This is a genomic window from Niastella sp. OAS944 (assembly GCA_024809215.1).
Lineage (GTDB): Bacteria > Bacteroidota > Bacteroidia > Chitinophagales > Chitinophagaceae > Niastella.
The window spans coordinates 210,714-230,327 of the sequence record JANUBW010000006.1 but is presented as its reverse complement, the minus strand read 5'-3'; the positions used below and the strand labels follow the sequence as shown (position 1 = coordinate 230,327).

The following is a 19,614-nucleotide window of genomic DNA, read 5'->3' as shown; positions in this document are numbered from 1 at the left end:
AAAAGGCTGTCAGAAATGGTCGTCTGTTTATATCTTGTCGACCATTAACCTATAAAAATTATTTTCATGTCAATGTGGGAATTTGAAGCCCTGGTTGAAGAGGCTATCAAGCTGGTTGATAAAATAGACACCACCAACGAAAAGAAAGTTCAACTGATCGGAAACCTGTACGCCATACAGGAACAATACGATTGCTCGTTCACCAACTTCAGGGTAATGCCAATTTTGCTCAAAACAGGCTACACAAAAACCATCGACTACACCTAACACCCGGACTACAAAGGAAATGAAGCTTATTTTTCAGCATATGAACCCATTCATACTTCGTTAACCTTGTCACGTGCAGCCCTGGATGACGATGAAGACTGGAAAGATACATTTGAGGATGGCAGAGAAGGTTTACTTGACTGGTTTTTTGATGAATAAACCAACCCGAAGTTTTACTTTCGTGCAACATGAATATCTACACCACCCCGGGAAATGTTACCATTACCTGTCATAAGCGAACCATGCCTTACCTGGAACAGGAGGTAAAGGAACTTGGCTTTAACCCAATAGAAACTTTTGTTACCGGTGTAAAGCTAAAGGCAACGGTGAACGAATGCATCAGGCTCAACCTGAACCTGCGTTGCGCCAGCCAGGTGCTGTATAGCCTTCAATCCTTTGAGGCACGTAATGCTGATGATGTATATAATAACATTATTCGCTATCCCTGGGAAAACATTTTACCCGATGGGGTTTACTTTTCCATTACCAGTAATGTAAACAATGACACCATCAACAACAGCATGTTTGCCAATCTGCGCGTAAAGGATGCCATCATTGACCGGCTGCGCGATAAAAGAGGAACACGCCCCGCCACCGGTTCTGCATTAACAGGCGCCGTGGTTCATTTATTTTGGAAAGATGAGCATGCCGAAGTGTTTGTAGATACCTCGGGCGATTCGCTGGCCCGGCATGGATACCGCAAAATTCCCGGTCAGGCGCCCATGCTGGAATCACTGGCAGCTGCTACTATTTATGCCAGTCGTTGGGACAGGGTTAACCCCTTTGTAAACCCCATGTGCGGTTCAGGGACTATTGCTATTGAAGCCGCCATGATAGCCACCAATCGCCGCCCCGGTTTGTTCAGGACCAATTATGCCTTTATGCACCTGCAGGGGTATGACGAGCAGGTATACCTGCAGGAGGATGCCCGGCTGGAAGAGCAGATCAAAGAAGTACCCGGCCTTCGCATAATAGCTACCGATTACAGCGCCAAAGCCGTTGAAAACGCCCGTAAGAATGCAGTGGCCGCCGGTGTGGCCAACCTGATAGAGTTTGCTGTTTGTGATTTTGCAGCTACAGAAGTGCCCCAAAATGTGCCTGGTATCTTTTATGTAAACCCCGAATACGGTGAACGGTTGGGCGAAATAGCGGAACTGGAAAAAACATATAGTCGTATTGGTGACTTTATGAAGCAAAAATGCGGCGGATATTTTGGCTATGTGTTTACCGGCAATCTTGAACTTGCCAAAAAGATAGGACTGAAAGCAACACGACGGATAGAATTTTATACAAGTATTATCGACTGCCGCCTGCTTGAATATGAATTGTACAGCGGAACCCGTTCGGCACCTAAAATATAAGATTAACAAAAGAGGCTACCCGAACAAGTAGCCTCTTATATTTTTCATGGTTATGCATCTGGTATTACAGGTTCTACTAATTTTGCCAGCTTCTCCAACGACTCCTGCCAGCCTAAGTAACACATTTCAACAGGTATAACAGAAGGAATTCCTTCCTGTAAAACTTTTATTTCAGTGCCTGCAATATTCTTTTTCAATGTAACTGTTGTGATCATTTCTCCCGGCAGGTTGGGATCATCAAATTTATCGGTGTACTTCAAAAATTCATTGGGTTTTATCTCCAGATAGGTTCCGCCAAAGGAATGGCTATTACCCGTTGAAAAGTTCTGGAACGACATTTTAAAAGTACCCCCTGTTTTTGCTTCCATTTGGTGAACGGTGCAAAGAAATCCATATGGCGGCAGCCATGAAGCAATTGCCGTGGCATCAGTAAATGCACGGAACAATTTTTCCGGCGTTGTTTTCAGAACTCTGTGTAGTGAAACTGAATTGTTTGACATAAGTAACATTTTACCAGTTAATGATTGAACAAATTTAAGCCCAACAGATTTCCCGCAACGGGGGCATTTGCGACTATATGAAGGTAGTTTGCGACTTTTAGACATAACAGCTTTTTTTATTTGTATTACCTTAGTGCGCGAATCGTACACTTTTAAAGTTTAATCAATTACAATTCTCTATACCTGTGTTTACAATTTTTCAGAACTACCTTCAATCAAAAGCCTCATTTACCAGCGAGCAGCTGGAGATGATCAACGCGGTGTCTGTTATAAAAAAGCTTCGCAAAAATCAATACCTGCTTCAGGAAGGAGATGTTTGGCGGTACAATGCCTTTGTTTGCCAGGGTTGTTTAAGAACTTACAGCATAGATGAAAAAGGGCTTGAGCATGTTTTAAACTTTGCCGTTGAGAACTGGTGGATCGGCGACCGGGAAAGTTTATTGAATGGTACCCCTTCCCGCTTTAATATTGATGCCATTGAAGACTCGATAGTATTGTTGATCACCAAAGAGAACTTCGACATGCTCACGTCAAAGCTGCCTCAATTGAATGATCTTGTGAATTTAATTTTGCAGCGCAGTTTTGTAGCAAGCCAAAACCGCATCAACTCAAATATAAGCCATACGGCAGAAGAGAAGTACAAAGCATTTATTGAAAAATACGGGCCAATAAGCCTGCGACTTCCTCAACATATGATTGCCTCGTATTTAGGCATTACACCCGAAACCCTGAGCAGGGTAAGAAAGCAATTGAAAAAATAAAACACCAGCCATTGACATAGATCAATTAATAAGACACCATAGGTCAATGGAGCCAGCACCTGTTTTGGCGCAACTTTGAGCCATCATTAACAACAAAATCTATAGTGATGTCAAAGACGATCTTTATTACAGGTACAAGTACAGGTTTTGGTAAACTTACCGCTATAACACTGGCCAATGCCGGACATACCGTTCTTGCTGGCATGCGTGATACCGGCAACAGAAATAAAGCAGTGGCTGAAGAATTATCGGCCATAGCCAATATAGAAGTGGTGGAAATAGATATAACATCTGATGCATCCGTTTCTGCTGCCTTTGAACAGGTATTGGCTAAACACGGCAAAGTTGATGTACTGGTTAACAATGCCGCCGTTAGCGGTTTCGGGTTGCTGGAAGCATTTTCTATTGACCAGATCAAAAAAATGTTTGAGGTGAATTTCTATGGTGTAATACGAACCTACCAGGCTGTTTTGCCATCTATGCGCAAAAACCGCGATGGCCTTATCATCAACCTTACATCCGGCGCAAGCGGCCATACTTTACCATTTATGGTGCCCTACCTGGCATCGAAATTTGCCGTAGAAAGCGTAGTTGAAGGTGTGCAGGAAGAATTAAAGCAATTTGGCATTGAGAACGTATCTATTCAACCGGGTGTTTACCCTACTGAAATGAATAATGGCAGTAAAGCAGGTGTACATGCCGACAAGCCGGCCATTGCACAGGCTTACGACCCAATAGCCAGCGAGCAGTTCAATGCACTTGGTACATCGTTGTTTGGCAAAATGGCCCAATTTAATATGGATCCGCAAACAATTGCCGATGGCATATTAAACCTTGTGGAAATGAAAAAAGGCACCCGGCCTCTGCGCTATCCATTAGATGCCATTGCACAGGGTACAGATATTGAATTCATAAATGCCCGGGCAGCCATTAAGGCTAAATGGGTTGCGGCCTATGCAGGTTAAAAGATCGAGGCTATCGGTTTCCGATAGCCTCGATTATTTTTTTATTCCGGTATCTCCACCCCCGCTTCCCGTGCCAACTGTTCATGCTCCATCGCTTTCTTTTCATCACGCACCTCATCGTAAGTAAGGTACATGCGCCGTAATTCAAGATGCGCATTAGCAGTACCCCATTTTACCGAGTCCATATAATAAGAAAGCGCTTTGCGTGGGTCCTGTTTACACCCATGCCCCAGCTCATGTAACCTTGCCAGGTTGAATGCACAATCAGGATCTTTATATTTAGCACCACTTTTATAAGCCTTATACGCATTCTTATAATCCTCCTTTTGCTCAAACAAAACGCCCACATAGTTATGGCACTCGTATCCTAACTGGCAGGCTTGCTCAAAATGCGGTAATGCCTTTTCATAGTTCTTCTCTACATGATTGCCCTCATAATATATTATCCCCAGGTTGTAATGCCCATAACTTACATTTCCCGCAGCACTTAGCTCATATAATTCAATTGCTTTGTTTATGTCGGCAGTAGTACCCAGGCCATCCATATAGCAATTTGCCAATCCGTTGGCGGCGTGCGGCGAACCTGCTTCAACACCCCGGGTGTACCATTCAAAGGAACGTTTCGAATCAACAAAGCCCTCTATAGCTTCATAAATGTAGCCGAGGTCATTCATTGAGTCGGCGTTCCCTTTGTCGGCCGCCAATGTATAATATTTGATCGCCGCTGAATAATCCTGCGCGCTTAAAGCGTCAAAACCCTTTGCATGAAGCATATCGGGTGGAAGCGCATCCCCGGCAACAGCGAGAAGATGGTTTAATTCATGTGGATTATATCGATAACGCTTATTTTCAACAAGCAGTTCTTCCAGTTCTTCTGATGAAAGCAGGGTTGCAACTCCCAGGTGGTTGATCCTAAAAGCCGCCTGCCCGTTTGTTGCAAATGTTTCCCATTCCTGGTCGCCGGCCCAGTTCACATCGCTAACGATCATGTCATAAACAGGGGGCACAACTTCGAGCCCTATTATATATAAACCATGTTTAGTGCCTTTTTGTAAAAGGTATACCTTATCGAGGAAGGGGTCAATACGGTCGTATTCCATCTCAAGCATCCACCCATTTTGAACGGAGTACATGCCGAAATGATCTTTGGCCTTAACGATCACCACATCATCGAATGCAGGCCATATATCAAGATATCCTACTTCCAGTATCGTTTGACCTTCCGCCGTAACGAGGCCATGAAATTGAAGTGTCTTTCTACCCTTTTTTATTTCATCGGTTATCCGCATTAACGGCCTGCCGTTATAGGTCCCCACCCGGTCTGATTCGCAGGGTACAAATGGCAAAAGCGTTTGTCCGGCAGCATTTATAATACTCTTCGCCCCACCCTTAGCAATTTCATACCATTGGGCTTCTTCAGAAATAACCCTCAATTCATCGTAGCTGGTTGAAGGCAGTTCGGCACCCGGCTGTACCAGATAATGTTGTGAATCTATTTGAACTCTTCCATAACCATTCAGTACATCATAGGCATCATCATATATTAAACCGGTAACCAACTTTCCTTCGCGGTTTACATAACCATATTTGCCACCGCGCTTAACCACGGCAAAAGTTTCATTATCGGGAAAACTGTACACTTCATCATATTGCGCCGGAATAATTACAGTGCCATCTTTCTTTTTCAAGCCCTCCAGACCGTTTTCAGTAAATACAATTTCCTCCTCCGGATCTTCTTCCTCTTCAAAATAACCACTCCGTATCACTTCCCAGCCATAACCATATGCGCTGTGGCTAAACAATTGGCTGAAAGAAGTAAAACCATATGGGCTATCACGCACGCCGGGGCAGTTGTTTAGTAATGCCGGTGCATCGGCTTCTATAGCTGCCTTTATACAATCGTTGGTTGCTTTTATTAAGTTCAACAGTTCTGTAGCCTGCGCTTCGTGCGGATCGTCGCTCATATTAAATACATCCCAGGCATCGAGGTGAAAACTGTTATAAACCGCTTTGTTTTCCAGAAAGCTGTATATTTTCTGCATGCTGGCCCTAAAAGCTTTAGGGTTGTCGGTGAGTACTTCGGCATGGCGATCAATAAACGAATAAAACGACATCAGTGCGGCCTTGCCTAAAAACGCATTTGCATATAAACCGCCTAATGTGCCATTGTACATCGGCGGCGCCAGAAAAGGTTCACCGGCGAACAGGGGGTGCAGGAACAGGGGAAATTCATATTTCCACTCCATCATCATTAATACATCACTTTCATTACTGGCCACAACCGGCAGCAGGCCGTCCAGCTCGTGATATTTATTTGGCTCTTGATCTCTTCTGTTTTCTGTGACGTTTACATTGTACAGATACATCCGGTGCGACATGTCTCTATTTTTTAATGCCTATCTAATCGTTTAAACCATTCATTTTGTTGCACCAAGTTGCCTCGTTTTCAGGCATTTTCCAAAATATTTTGGTTGCACTTCCATATACTTATTGTTCCTGCACTTTTCCAAAAGGATCATACAATCCGCCCCAACTATCGTCGTTACGTTGCCTTATCAAATAGTTGAAATAGGCTGCCATTGTTTTCTTTAAAAAAACAACTCCCAACTCCTGACCAAAAGAAGGATCATAGAACATGTAAAACAAATGCTTTGAGCCTAATGATTCCAACAACAGGTTAATGTTTGTAATGAAATCATTATCGAACCAGTCGTTTATGCAGCGGATAGAAAACTCGCGGGTAACATTATTAATAGTAACTGTTGCCGATCTAGGATCTCCTTCCTTAAAACTGGCGTTTTGTAAGGTCAGCAGTCCATTGGTAAGTCCGATCATATCTTCTAAAAACCCACCATAATAGCGCACCTCTTCAAAACCCTCCGCATCCATGATTATGATATTTTCTTTGGCAATATGATCTTCAAGTATATTCTGAAAACCCTGACGTAAATACGCCGGTTCTATATCAGGTGACGGTTCTTCCTCAATGATTGGCTTTTTTACAACGATTGGAGCACCATTTACAGCATCGATCTCCAACTCTGAGTTCCCGTCTTTAACTATCCATCTTAACACCAGGGTCATTTTATCATCAATTAACCCATTTTCTTTCGCAATTTCTCTTGCTTTCAGATACCCGATGGGATGATAAGGCGATTTTTCATAGTCATATTCTCCCTGTAGCGTTCCATCTTCTTTATAAACCGTTATTTTCCCTACCAACAGATTCTGCTGCGTTTCATTTTTATCCCAATTCAGGTCCCCGCTCTCGTAATACCGTTTCATATTCTTACTGTACGAATCCAATTGCCGGTAATGATATTCCGGTTTACCGCTGCGATAGAAAGTTTTGTAATCCAGTTGTGCAAATTCACTACTCACCACTTTTTCAAGCAGAATAGTAAAATTTGCATCAAATTGCACATCTACATAATAGTTGTCGCTTGTCCATCGCTGCTGGATCCACTGCTCAGTCAAATTTTCAAAAAGGTCTTTAAAAACCCATTGTTCATTTTTAAAATCCGCATTGTCCAAAATAGAAGGCCTGTACCGGAGAAATGGACCAAAATATTCATTTTCTTTCAAATCATCCTGTCCATCGGCGAGGGTTCCAACAACGGCCCGCCGAATACTTCCATCCGCATTATATTCAATGGTCGAAAAAAGAGATTTGCCTGTAAATGTCTGATAAATATGGCCTTCGGTTAAAAAGCTGGTTAATGTAAAGGCTTGATCGCGAAATCTGTCTTCGCTAAGGAACCCGGGTACGAAATTTTTTAAGTCCATGGCTATTATAATATTAGGTTTACGCAGCCAAATTGGGTCGATTTCGTTCTTCAGCCAAATTTTTTCGGCGAGGACCCTGAAACCGGCAGCCCAACACCCCAAAACAGGCCTCTAACCTCCAAACAATCTTATAGTTAACATAAACTTTGCCCTAAAAACTTAAATCAGAGCGCTTATATTTGCCCATTCTTTTAAACCAACACTTTATGAATTTTAACCGAGTGAACAACATAGTGGGTTGGGTAGTGTGCCTGATTGCCTGTAGCGTTTACGTACTCACTATGGAACCAACCGGCAGTTTTTGGGACTGCGGTGAATTTGTCAGCAGTGCCTATAAACTCCAGGTCCCCCACCCACCCGGAGCCCCGCTCTTCATCCTTCTGGGTCGCTTTTTTATTGTACTTTTTGGCGATAACCCCGCCAATGCCGCACTCGGCGTGAATTTCATGAATGCCATAGCCAGTGGCTTCACTATATTGTTCCTCTTCTGGACCATCACTCACTTTGCCCGTAAACTGGTAAAACAAGATGGTCTCGACTTATCAAAACAACAATTGATCACCATTATGGGTGCCGGCGTAGTAGGCGCCCTGGCCTATACTTTCTCCGATTCTTTCTGGTATAGTGCTGTAGAAGGTGAGGTGTACGCCCTGTCGTCCCTGTTCACCGCTGTGGTTTTTTGGGCCATTTTGAAATGGGAACATGAAGTTGACCAGGAAAGCAGGACCGACGGCCATAAATTTTCCCGTGCCGACCGCTGGTTGATATTCATTTTTTATATGATGGGTTTGTCTATCGGGGTACACTTGTTGAACCTGTTGACCATTCCCGCCATTGTAATGGTGTATTATTTCAAACGCTATAAAGTTAGCCGCTGGGGTACTGTTGCCGCCTTCTTTATCGGTTGCGTTATCACCGGTCTGGTTCAGGTTGCCATTATTCAATGGTCAATCAAAGGCGCCGGCTTGTTCGATATTTTCTTTGTGAACAATATGGGTACCCCCTTCTTTGTTGGTTTTGGTACTTATTTCGTTCTGTTGAGCGCCCTGTTGGTACTGGGTTTGTTGTTCACCGACGAACAGATCAGAAAATTCACCATCTTCCCCGTTTGGTTATCGGCTATCATCCTGTTATTCTGTTTCCCTTTTATTCATTCAGCCGGAACCTTTGTATTATTAATATTAGGATTAGGTGTGGTAATAGCCCTTTGTTATTACTCAAAAAATAATATCATTTCATTTTTGAAGATCGGTCTTTGGTCGGCCATCTTCCTCATATTAGGTTATTCAACATACTTCACTACCCTGGTGCGCTCTTCTGCCAACCCATCGGTAGATATGTACAATGTTGACAACCCCGTAAGCCTTGTAGGTTACCTTAGCCGTGAGCAATATGGCGACTGGCCGGTAGCTTATGGACCCGACTTCGTATACCGTTCGCCATTTGTTACCACCGGCGACCTGTATGTAAAAGGTGAAGACAAATACGTTCCTGCCGGTAAAACCCGTAAACAGGACTTCAGCGCCAAACCTTCTGAAGAAGACAAAGCGCAAATAGCACAACAACACCCTGAATGGGATGTAGATAAAATTGGTCCTCACATTTTCCCGCGTATGTGGGATAACGGCAACGAGCGTAACCAGGAATATGTTTATCGCACTTTTGGTGGTTTAGCCGCCGATGAGCAACCCGGTTTTGGCAACAACATCCGTTATTTCCTCGATTACCAGTTCCGCTGGATGTACTGGCGTTATTTCATGTGGAATTTTGCCGGTAAACAAAACGACCTCCAGGGTTTTGGCAACCGTCGCGATGGTAACTGGAACAGTGGTATCAATTTTATTGATAAAGGCCTGTTCGGACACAGCACACCTGCTGAACTGCCCGAAACAGCCGGCTCAAAAAATAAAGCCAATAACAAATTATTCTTCCTGCCATTTATACTTGGCGTATTAGGATTTGTATTCCAGCTGAACCGTAACAGGCGCGACTGGCTGATCAACTTCCTGTTATTCTTCTTTACCGGACTGGCCATTGTAATTTACCTTAACCAAAGCGGTCAGCAGCCACGTGAACGTGATTACGCTTACGTAGGTTCATTCTATGCCTTTGCGGTATGGATCGGTTTAGGTGTTATTTGGGTACGCGAACAACTTGGCCGTTATGTACAGGGTGCCATACCCGATTATGTGGCCTTTGGCGCCTGCCTGCTGGCAGTACCGGTGCTGATGGCTTCTCAGGAATGGGACGACCATGACCGTAGCAAAAAAGTACTGGCCCGCGACATTGGTAAAGACTACCTTGAGAGCTGTTCAAAAGATGGTATCCTGATCTCATTCGGCGATAACGATACTTATCCGCTGTGGTATTCTCAGGAAGTGGAGCAAATTCGTCCCGACCTGCGTGTGATCAACTATAGTTTGTTGGGAACCGACTGGTACATTAACGAGCTGCGTTATAAAGTGAACGAAAGCGCGCCAACGGATGTGATCTTCACTCCTCAACAAATTGAAGGTGATAAGAGGAACGTGGTATTTACCGCTTCTTACCTCAGCCGCAGTGGTTACACTACCCCACTGGCAGGTTTTGATCAGAACAAATACTACGATCTGTACGATCTGTTGAAGACTGTTACCGCCAACGACGATCCTAAATACACCATTCAAATGAATGATGAGGATTTCGGCAACATTCTTCCGGTTAATAAAGTAAGCATCCCTGTTGATGTTGAATGGGCTAAAAAGAACATTCCGCTCAATCCAGGCGACAGTGTTGTAAGCGAACTGAAGCTCGACATCAAACGAAGCTACCTGCAAAAGAACGATCTGGCCGTATTGGCCATCATTGCAGGTAATAAATGGAAACGTCCTATTTACTTCACTTCTACACAGGAACTGGAAGACCTGGGCCTTGAAAAATACGTACGTATGGAAGGCTTGTCGTACCGACTGGTACCAGTTGAAGGAACCAATGTACAGCTGGATGTTTCATACAAGAACATGATGGAGAAATTCGGTTATGGTAATGCCAGCAAAAACGGCGTTTACTTCGATGAAGAGAACCGTCGCCATATAAACAGCCTTCGTCAGGCGCATTCGTTCCTGGGTATGGCATTGGTAGATGCCGGTAAAACAGATTCAGCCCGTAAAGAGTTACGTAAATACGATGCTTCGGTGTCGGAAGAAAACGTTCCTTACGGTATGACATCGAACCGTGGCAACTTCCACAACCGGGTTACCATGACGTATTTATATGCCGCGTATCGCGCAGGTGATATGGAACTGGCTAAAAAAGTTAACAAGTCGGTTAAAACCGATCTGGAACAACAGATGAAGTACTACCGCTCACTTGGCGACGGAGGTCAGAACAACGAACAGTTGGCACTGAACGCCATGAATTATATGAACGGCAAAGGCGGCATTCTGTCAGAAAAACAGGAAGTATTTGCACAGGACATCGTTTCATCGTACCAGATGATGATGCAAATGGCCGACTGGGAAAAGCAATTTGGTGGTGGTACCGGTGGTAGCGCAGTAGAAAATGCACCCGATACGCTGCAAACGCCTAAAACGATAGATACTGTGAAATAAACAGGTAACTATCAAAAATATACACACAATGCCACTCCGCCAGCCGGGTGGCATTGATGTTTTAAGGGGTTCTCAACAATTGTCGCCGTTCGTTGTTGTATGTGTTAACAATAATTACATACATCACCGAATGAATTTTAATGCTTAAATTGGGTTAGAACCAGTTCTTATTACCACAAAAAAAACAAGTAACCAGTGATAGGACACCATTTTACCAAATTCGATCCCCGTCAACAGGGCAAATCGAAGTTTGAGCAGTTGCTTGATGTTTTCATGCAATTGCTTACCTATACCAATGGCGACGTGAGCGAAGCACTGAACTGGATGAACCAGCTCGACAAAGAATATGAGCTTACGAACAACGAATACGGCATGGGCGATTTTATTGAAGAGTTGAAAGAAAAAGGATATATCCAGGAGAACCAGGTAAGCGGCGAAATTAAGATCACTTCCAAAACCGAACAGGGCATTCGCAAACGTTCGCTCGAAGAGATCTTTGGCAAGCTAAAGAAAACAAAATCGGGCGATCACCATACATTTAAACCCGGCTCAGGCGATGAAGTGAATCCTGAGACCAGGCCGTTCCAGTTTGGCGATACCCTTGAACAGATCGACTTCACTACTTCCATTCTCAATGCGCAGATCAACCACGGCATTGAGAGTTTCAATATGCAGGAAGATGATCTGGCCATCAGGGAAACCGATTTCAAATCGCAAACTTCCACCGTACTGATGATCGATATTTCACACTCGATGATCCTGTACGGCGAAGACCGTATTACACCGGCGAAAAAAGTGGCCATGGCGCTCAGTGAACTCATTACTACCAAATATCCTAAAGACACACTCGATATTGTGGTATTTGGTAACGATGCCTGGCCGGTGGAAATAAAAGACCTCCCCTACTTACAGGTAGGTCCATACCACACCAATACCGTTGCCGGCCTTGAAATGGCTATGGATATTTTGCGCCGCCGCAAAAATCCCAACAAACAGATCTTTATGATCACGGATGGTAAACCCACCTGTTTGAAAATTGGTAAACGATATTATAAGAACAGCTTTGGGCTCGACCGGCGTATTACCAACCGCTGTTTGAACCTGGCCGCTCAATGCAAAAAACTAAAAGTGCCAATAACCACTTTTATGATCGCCACCGATCCTTATTTGCAGCGGTTTGTACAGGAGTTTACAGAAACCAATAGCGGTAAGGCCTTTTTTGCCTCGCTCGACAGGTTGGGCGCATTTATATTCCGTGATTTTGAAAACGGTAAAAGAAAAACAGTGTATTAAAAATTTTGAGATTTTGGGATTTCGGGATTTTGAGATTTAATCGAAATGCTGCAGTCTTACAAATCTCAAAATCAAAAAATCTCAAAATCAGCAATCGAAAAATAACATGAGTATACCAAAAATAAAGACCCTGGGTGAACTAAAGAAGAGCGGCTATCAACCAAAGTCAGTAAAAGATGAGATCAGAAAGAACCTTATAACAAAACTACAAAAACACGAAAGCACCTTTAGTGGTATTATAGGTTATGAAGAAACCGTAATACCCGATGTAGAAAGGGCCCTGCTTTCGCGTCATAATATTTTATTTCTTGGCTTACGCGGGCAGGCTAAAACCCGTATGGCCCGGCAAATGATAGAACTGCTCGATGAGTATGTTCCGGTTATTGAAGGCAGTGAGATAAACGACGATCCGTTAAATCCCATTAGCCGGCATGCCAAAGATCTTATTGCCGAACACGGCGATGCAACGCCCATTCAATGGATCCACCGCAGCGAACGCTATGGTGAAAAGCTGGCTACACCCGACGTAAGCGTAGCCGATCTTATTGGCGACATAGATCCCATTAAGGCCGCCAACCTTCGGTTAAACTTTGCCGATGAACGGGTGATACACTATGGCATTATACCCCGTAGCAACCGCGGTATTTTTGTTATTAATGAAATTCCCGATCTACAGGCGCGTATACAGGTAGCGCTTTTTAATATTCTGGAAGAAGGCGATGTGCAGATCCGTGGTTTCAAACTACGCATGCCGCTCGATATTGTGTTTGTGTTTACAGCTAACCCCGAAGATTATACCAACCGTGGTTCAATTGTAACGCCGTTGAAAGACCGTATCGAAAGCCAGATCTTAACGCATTATCCCAAAACGATAGATACCGCGCTTACCATCACTGAGCAGGAAGCCGATATTTTGCATGAGCAAAAAAGCAAGGTAGAGTTAAGCGACCTGGTAAAACGCCTTATAGAACAGATCTCTTTTGAAGCCCGCGCCAGCGAACTGGTAGATAAAAAAAGCGGTGTTTCGGCCCGTTTAAGTATTTCTGCCTTTGAAAATGCAGTAAGTTCAGCAGAGCGCCGGGCACTTATCAATAAAGAGAATAACACACAGGTATGGATCAGCGACCTTATTGGTCTTATACCATCCATTACAGGTAAAATTGAGCTGGTGTATGAAGGCGAACAGGAAGGCCCCTACCAGGTAGCCATGAACCTGCTCGACAAGGCCATTCGCACCCAGTTCATTCAATACTTCCCTAACCCCGAAACACTAAAGAAAAAGCGGAACCAACAGGCGGCGGAAGAAAACCCATATCGCTCCATTTCACAATGGTTCGATAAAGGCAATTCGCTCAACCTGCTCTTTCACACCAAAGATGACGAGAAGGTGCAGCAATTGTATAAGGTGGATGGCCTGCATGCACTGGTAAAAAAGTATTTTAAACAGGCCAATGAAAAAGAAGCCGCGTTGTTAATGGAGTTTGTACTGCATGGCCTGGCCTCCTTCTCAATGATCAGTAAAAAGATACTGGAAAGCCGCATCGAATTCAAAGACCTTATGGGGTCAATGCTGGGCAATACCACTACTTTTTCTGACGAAGAATTTGAGAACGACGACTTCAATTAATAACGAATATTGAATATCCGATGTAGAATGTTGAAGTGAAGACCGGTTATACCGCAAACTCGCTTCAACATTTTACTTTTATCCTACTTTATATGGCAACACTTACGACTTCTGTTATTGTTGATGCGCCCGCAGCCAAAGTTTTATTGACCCTACACCACATTCACCTCCCGCTCCAAATGCACACCAAATTTGGTGTACACAGTTTTCATTACGTCTTCGCTCAGGTCATAAATTTCCTGACCGGTAGCGTGGCCATAATTTACCAATACCAGCGCCTGCTTTTCGTGTACACCTGCATCACCGCGGCGACAACCTTTTAAACCGCTTTGCTCTATGAGCCAGCCTGCAGCTAATTTAACGGTGCCATCGGCATTGCTATAACCTACAATATGGGGGAATTCAGTTTTTAATTGCGCATATACATCGGCTGCAACCGAAGGGTTCTTGAAAAAACTACCGGCATTTCCAATCTTCGCCGGATCGGGCAATTTGGATGACCGTATATTGATCACCGCTTGCGATATAGCCTGTATGCTTAACTGCTGCACACCCATTCGCTCCAGTTCCTGCTCAATAGCACCATAACTGGTATTGAATTTCGGTACTTTATTCAACCTATACGTTACATTCATTATAACATACTGGTTGCGGAACTTCCCTTTGAACACGCTCTCCCGGTAACCAAACGCACAATCCTGCGCATTAAACTTGTGCACTTCCTTATCACCCAGGTGAAAAGCTTCCAACTCTTCAAACACCTCTTTTATTTCTACGCCATATGCACCTATATTTTGCATAGGACTGGCCCCTACGCAACCAGGGATCAGCGATAGATTCTCTACCCCCGCCCAGTTCTGTTGTAAACAATACTGAACAAAGCCATGCCAGTTTTCCCCGGCGCCGGCTTTCACATAAACATGATCGGTATCTTCTTTTACAACCGTTAAACCCGGAACTTCATTTTTAAGTACAAGCCTGTTCACATGATCTTTAAACAGCATATTGCTGCCACCGCCTAAAATAAGCGGTGCTTTTCCCGAAATGGGATTGTTTTCGATCAATATTCTTAATTCTTCTATTGAATTAAAAGTAGCAAACAGTTTTGCTATAGCGTCAATACCCAGTGTGTTGTATTGCCGGAGCGGAATATTTTGTTGAATTTGCGTCATCAGCAGGGCAAAATAACAAATTATGCATCGAAAAACCGCAGTTGTACTGGGCGCAACCGGATTAATTGGCCGGCAGCTTGTACAGGAACTGTTAGAAAATGAATATTTCAGCAAGGTTAGAATACTGGTACGAAAGCCAATTACCCTTAATCATCCTAAAGCCGAAGTACAGGTTGTTAATTTTAATGATGAAAAAGATATTGCCGCCAAGATCGACATCGGTGACGTGATCTTTTGCAGCATTGGTACCACAAGAAAAAAAGTAAAAGGTAATAAGACCGAATACCGCAAGGTCGATTATGATATTCCCATCATTACTGCCCGGTTAGGGGTTCAGCATGGTTTCAATCAATTTCTTTTAGTTTCTGCCATTGGCGCCAACCCGCTTGCAGCCAACTTTTATCTGCAATTAAAAGGCTGTATTGAAGAGGATGTTACCGCCTTCCCCTTCGAAAGCATCCACATCTTCAGACCTTCTGTTCTCATGGGTAAAAGAGATGAATTCAGGTTGGGCGAAAAAGTAGGCACAGGTATTATGAAAGCCTTTTCTTTTCTTTTGCTGGGTGGCTGGCGCAAATACAAACCCATTAGCGGGTCCGATGTGGCCAAAGCCATGGTAGCCGCCGCCAATAAAGAAGTGGCCGGCGTACATATGTATGAATATGATGAAATGCAAGAACTAATTAGCTAATGTGCAAATGGGCTAATATGCTATTATTCTAAACACCAGCACATTAGCACCTTATCATATCAGCACATTATCCTAAGTAATAATACGATTGCAGATACAAATAATTGCTCCTATATTGGCGGAAAGTATAATATTTTAGAATAATTATACTTTAACCATTGTCAATAAATCACATACCCTCTGAAACATTAGAATTATGAAAAGCACGTACCTGCAATTTTCGGCAGCCGTTTTGGTAGCCGCATGCCTTTTTGCCTGTCAAAAAGATCTCTCGGGCAGTAAATTAGAACCATCTTCATTAGAAAATTCATCAACCACAGCAAACGCAAGAATAGCAAGTTCAGGCTGCGGTCAGCTTCGTACCTACACCCAGGGTGGTTGGGGTGCCAGTCCAAACGGTAATAACCCGGGCGTTTATTTACACGCTAATTTCAATTCAGCATTTGGTGATGGCTTAACGGTGGGTTGCGCACCCTCCAGCTATTACATTAAATTAACATCGGCACAGGCCATTACCAACCTGTTGCCTACCGGTGGCAAAGCTACGGCATTAACTGCCAATGCAACCGACCCTGCTTCGGTTAAAAATGTATTGGTTGGACAACTGGTGGCGCTTAAACTCTCTGTTGGTTTCGATGATACCGATGCCGGTTTTGGCCAATCGGGCGTTGCATTAGGCAACATGATCATTGGAAGCGGCGTATTTAAAGGATATACCGTTCGTGCGTTTTTGGCTATCGGAGAAAAAGTATTGGGTGATTGCAGCTCCAGGTTCACCCCTGCACAGGTAAATGAAACCGCATCGGCCATTAACGAGAATTTCGACAATGGAAATACCGACAAAGGGTTTCTGGTATGTCCCGGTGGCGAGAATCCGCCATCTGATGGTGGAGGCGGCGGTAATATTCCGTCTTAACATTTTGCGCCTACTCCTTATATGCAAATGCATCCCACCAAACGGGGTGCATTTGTTTTATATAGAATGCAGAACAATAGCGAATCTGTATTTCATTAGCACATTAGCAAATTAGCAAATTGACATTTACATCGCATCAACATCTGCTATAACCACCACATTCCTAAAGCGTTTATCATTATGCAGTATAGCTACCTGTTCCTGTATAAACCGTTTGCACCGTGTTATTAGCTCGCCATCCTTTGGCAGCTTTACCAGTAGTTCCATCAGATACTGGTTCCTAATGCGGTTTACCACCGGTTCTGCAGGCCCTACCAGGTATTTGCCATATTCGGCATTCATGGCAAAACTCATCATTTGCGCAGCCGCTTCGGCCACATCTTTTGCCTTGTGTTTAAAGGTGAGTTGTATAAGACGCGAGAATGGCGGATAGAAGAACATTTTGCGGCCTTCTATTTCCTGTTTATAAAACAAACCGTAGTCGTGCTGTTGTACAAAATACAAAACGGGGTGCTGGGTGTTCGATACCTGTATGTAAACCCGGCCTTGTTTATCTTTTCTTCCTGCCCGGCCACTCACCTGTTCCATTAATTGAAAAGCACGTTCATTTACCCTGAAATCGGCAAAACTCAACAGGCTGTCGGCATCGAGAATGCCTACCAGGTTCACGTTCTCAAAATCGAGCCCCTTAACTACCATTTGGGTGCCTACCAGAATATCTAACCGGCTTTGTTCAAATTGTTGTATCAGACTATCGTGCGCAGTTTTGCCCCGAACACTATCTATATCCATACGGGCAATACGCGCTTGCGGGAACATTTCTTCCAGCTGCTCCTCTATTCGTTCGGTACCAAAATTCCTTTGGGCAAATTTATCGCTGCCACAAGCCTGGCATGCATGCACCGGCGGATATACCGTACCGCAATAATGGCAATGCAGCTTGTGCGTGTTCTTGTGAAAGGTTAGTGTTACATCGCAATACTTGCAATGGGGTATCCAGCCACAGGTTTCACAAACCTGGTAGGGCGAATACCCGCGGCGGTTCTGAAAAAGTATTACCTGTTTATTCTGTAACATCGATTGGTCTATAGCCGCTTTCAGGGCCGGTGTAATTATGATCTTGTTCTTATCGGCCCCAAACAAGCGCTTGGTATCAACAATATCTATAGCCGGTAATTGCACGCCACCAAAACGTTCACCCAATATGGCCAGTCCGTACTTTTGCGATTGTGCATTAAAGTAACTTTCAACCGAGGGCGTAGCACTGCCCAGCAATACATTTGCATTGAATAAAGAGGCGTAATAAATAGCGCCATCGCGGGCGTTGTACCGCGGCGCCGGGTCCTGCTGTTTGTAGGAGGTATCGTGCTCTTCATCTACTACTATCAGTCCAAGATCGGTAAAGGGTAAGAAGATAGACGAACGGGCGCCCAAAACTACTTTCAATTCACCCGTTTTTACTTTATTCCAGATCTCAACCCGTTCATTTTGGTTGAACTTACTATGATAAATACCTATATATCCGCCAAAATGCTTTTGCAGCCGGCGAATTACCTGCGAGGTAAGCGCAATTTCGGGTAACAGGTACAATACCTGTTTGCCCTGCCGAATGTATTTTTCAATGACCTTTACGTATACCTGCGTTTTACCACTGGCGGTAACGCCATGCAACAAACAAACCGGTTTACTTACCAGTTGTTCGCTTATAGATTCGTAGGCCCGCTGCTGCGCAGGCGTTAGGTCAAAATCAATTTGAATGCTACGGGGAAGATATTGTAGCCTGTCTACCTGCCGTTTTTCAAGCCACAGAATGTTTTTATCAACCAGTCCTTTTACCTGGGCATCGGAAGCGCCGCTTTTTTTCAGCAGTTCGCTTTTTGTTACCTCGCCCATGGTCTTCATCAGGTGCAAATAGGCGAGCAACAGCTCCATTTGTTTTTCGGCACGCTGCAGTTTTTTATCTTCATTCAGCAACGCGGCCAGCTCTTCTTCATTATCGTATTTTTGGTTCAGCAGTACAAAGGTCTCTTTTTTGGGCGACCAGGTTTCTTTAAGGGCTTCCCAAACAAAACATACCTTTTTTTCAATAAGCCGTTTTATTACCGGGTATACCCGGTGCGAATCGAGCAACTGCTGCACTTCGCCGATCTTAAGTTCTTTTTTAATGAGCAGGGCCTCCCCTACCAGGTATTCGTCGTGGTCGAGGGTTGAAAAGTCTTCGCCAAATTCTTCATTATATACCAAAACGGTTTCGCTACTCAATTTAAAATGGGCAGGCAGCGCAGCCGCCATCACCTCGCCTTCGCTACACATGTAGTAGCGGGCGATCCACTCCCATAATTTCAATTGTTGTTCAAAAAGAACGGGCTCTGCATCGAGGATGTTGAGGATATCTTTTGCCTCAAAAGCTTCGGGCTTTTCGATATGAAGACGTTTTACTATACCGGCGTATCTCTTGTTCTTACCTAATACCACCTCTACACGAACGCCTGTCTTTACCTGTTCACGTAACGATTCGGGCACCGACCAGGTATAGTTTTTTGGCAACGCCAAAGGAATAATGACTTCTGCAAACAAAACGGGACTGCTCATTTCGGTGCTCAAGATACGGATTAGTTGACGAGTTAACGAGTTAACAAGTTGACGAGGAAGTTGAAAAGGTGAGAAAGGTGATATAGTTGATAA

Annotated in this window: 14 protein-coding genes; 9 read left to right on the top strand and 5 right to left on the bottom strand. The window is 44.0% G+C overall.

From position 1 onward, the window contains the following. Positions 1–66: 66 nt before the first annotated feature. Positions 67–267 (top strand): hypothetical protein, encoded by a 201-nt coding sequence (locus tag GGD38_RS23565; RefSeq protein WP_375301690.1) that lies wholly within the window; start codon positions 67–69, stop codon positions 265–267. Positions 268–455: 188 nt separating this feature from the next. Then, the gene (locus tag GGD38_RS23560; protein ID WP_375301691.1) at positions 456–1,628 is read left to right on the top strand and encodes a class I SAM-dependent RNA methyltransferase; all 1,173 of its coding nucleotides are present in this window, start codon (positions 456–458) and stop codon (positions 1,626–1,628) included. 50 nt (positions 1,629–1,678) lie between these two features. Here the strand turns inward: GGD38_RS23560 and GGD38_RS23555 are convergent, their stop codons facing one another. Then, on the bottom strand, positions 1,679–2,128 hold the full coding sequence (locus GGD38_RS23555; protein ID WP_375301692.1) for an SRPBCC family protein: 450 nt from the start codon (positions 2,126–2,128) through the stop codon (positions 1,679–1,681). Positions 2,129–2,313: 185 nt separating this feature from the next. On the opposite strand from GGD38_RS23555, the gene GGD38_RS23550 reads away from it, so the two are divergent. Together GGD38_RS23550 and GGD38_RS23545 are read left to right on the top strand one after the other, a co-directional pair. Further along, positions 2,314–2,889: a Crp/Fnr family transcriptional regulator gene (locus GGD38_RS23550; RefSeq protein ID WP_375301693.1), complete on the top strand. Its 576-nt coding sequence runs from the start codon at positions 2,314–2,316 to the stop codon at positions 2,887–2,889. Positions 2,890–2,996: 107 nt separating this feature from the next. Further along, entirely contained in the window at positions 2,997–3,854 is an 858-nt protein-coding gene (locus tag GGD38_RS23545) for an SDR family oxidoreductase (protein WP_375301694.1), read from the top strand. Between the two features lie 41 nt (positions 3,855–3,895). Here the strand turns inward: GGD38_RS23545 and GGD38_RS23540 are convergent, their stop codons facing one another. Together GGD38_RS23540 and GGD38_RS23535 are read right to left on the bottom strand one after the other, a co-directional pair. After that, positions 3,896–6,232 carry an SEL1-like repeat protein gene (locus tag GGD38_RS23540; RefSeq protein ID WP_375301695.1) on the bottom strand — a complete coding sequence of 779 codons (2,337 nt, stop codon included), beginning with the start codon at positions 6,230–6,232 and terminating at the stop codon, positions 3,896–3,898. A 109-nt stretch (positions 6,233–6,341) separates the two neighbouring features. After that, the gene (locus GGD38_RS23535; protein WP_375301696.1) at positions 6,342–7,640 is read right to left on the bottom strand and encodes a hypothetical protein; all 1,299 of its coding nucleotides are present in this window, start codon (positions 7,638–7,640) and stop codon (positions 6,342–6,344) included. 206 nt (positions 7,641–7,846) lie between these two features. On the opposite strand from GGD38_RS23535, the gene GGD38_RS23530 reads away from it, so the two are divergent. The 3 genes from GGD38_RS23530 to GGD38_RS23520 all read left to right on the top strand — a co-directional run bounded on the left by GGD38_RS23530 (position 7,847) and on the right by GGD38_RS23520 (position 14,150). Further along, a complete protein-coding gene (locus GGD38_RS23530) occupies positions 7,847–11,230 on the top strand; it encodes a DUF2723 domain-containing protein (RefSeq protein WP_375301697.1) in 3,384 nt (1,127 codons plus the stop codon). 195 nt (positions 11,231–11,425) lie between these two features. Further along, positions 11,426–12,523, top strand: coding sequence for a VWA domain-containing protein (locus tag GGD38_RS23525; RefSeq protein ID WP_375301698.1), 1,098 nt, complete (start codon positions 11,426–11,428; stop codon positions 12,521–12,523). A gap of 106 nt (positions 12,524–12,629) precedes the next feature. Then, positions 12,630–14,150 carry a sigma 54-interacting transcriptional regulator gene (locus tag GGD38_RS23520; protein ID WP_375301699.1) on the top strand — a complete coding sequence of 507 codons (1,521 nt, stop codon included), beginning with the start codon at positions 12,630–12,632 and terminating at the stop codon, positions 14,148–14,150. 152 nt (positions 14,151–14,302) lie between these two features. Here the strand turns inward: GGD38_RS23520 and murB are convergent, their stop codons facing one another. Then, on the bottom strand, positions 14,303–15,322 hold the full coding sequence (gene murB / locus GGD38_RS23515; RefSeq protein WP_375301700.1) for a UDP-N-acetylmuramate dehydrogenase: 1,020 nt from the start codon (positions 15,320–15,322) through the stop codon (positions 14,303–14,305). A gap of 22 nt (positions 15,323–15,344) precedes the next feature. On the opposite strand from murB, the gene GGD38_RS23510 reads away from it, so the two are divergent. Beyond that, a complete protein-coding gene (locus tag GGD38_RS23510) occupies positions 15,345–16,013 on the top strand; it encodes an NAD(P)H-binding protein (protein ID WP_375301701.1) in 669 nt (222 codons plus the stop codon). A 196-nt stretch (positions 16,014–16,209) separates the two neighbouring features. Continuing rightward, entirely contained in the window at positions 16,210–16,929 is a 720-nt protein-coding gene (locus tag GGD38_RS23505; protein WP_375301702.1) for a hypothetical protein, read from the top strand. Between the two features lie 126 nt (positions 16,930–17,055). Here GGD38_RS23505 and priA read toward each other — a convergent pair whose 3' ends face one another. Next, the gene (gene priA / locus GGD38_RS23500; RefSeq protein ID WP_375301703.1) at positions 17,056–19,533 is read right to left on the bottom strand and encodes a primosomal protein N'; all 2,478 of its coding nucleotides are present in this window, start codon (positions 19,531–19,533) and stop codon (positions 17,056–17,058) included. Between the last annotated feature and the right edge of the window lie 81 nt (positions 19,534–19,614).

Bases quoted from the DNA above. Each gene is read 5' to 3' on its own strand.
- GGD38_RS23565 (WP_375301690.1), top strand. From the start codon at position 67: ATGTCAATGTGGGAATTTGAAGCCCTGGTTGAAGAGGCTATCAAGCTG.
- GGD38_RS23560 (WP_375301691.1), top strand. From the start codon at position 456: ATGAATATCTACACCACCCCGGGAAATGTTACCATTACCTGTCATAAG.
- GGD38_RS23555 (WP_375301692.1), bottom strand. From the start codon at position 2,128: ATGTCAAACAATTCAGTTTCACTACACAGAGTTCTGAAAACAACGCCG.
- GGD38_RS23545 (WP_375301694.1), top strand. From the start codon at position 2,997: ATGTCAAAGACGATCTTTATTACAGGTACAAGTACAGGTTTTGGTAAA.
- GGD38_RS23540 (WP_375301695.1), bottom strand. From the start codon at position 6,232: ATGTCGCACCGGATGTATCTGTACAATGTAAACGTCACAGAAAACAGA.
- GGD38_RS23535 (WP_375301696.1), bottom strand. From the start codon at position 7,640: ATGGACTTAAAAAATTTCGTACCCGGGTTCCTTAGCGAAGACAGATTT.
- GGD38_RS23530 (WP_375301697.1), top strand. From the start codon at position 7,847: ATGAATTTTAACCGAGTGAACAACATAGTGGGTTGGGTAGTGTGCCTG.
- GGD38_RS23520 (WP_375301699.1), top strand. From the start codon at position 12,630: ATGAGTATACCAAAAATAAAGACCCTGGGTGAACTAAAGAAGAGCGGC.
- murB (WP_375301700.1), bottom strand. From the start codon at position 15,322: ATGACGCAAATTCAACAAAATATTCCGCTCCGGCAATACAACACACTG.
- GGD38_RS23510 (WP_375301701.1), top strand. From the start codon at position 15,345: ATGCATCGAAAAACCGCAGTTGTACTGGGCGCAACCGGATTAATTGGC.
- GGD38_RS23505 (WP_375301702.1), top strand. From the start codon at position 16,210: ATGAAAAGCACGTACCTGCAATTTTCGGCAGCCGTTTTGGTAGCCGCA.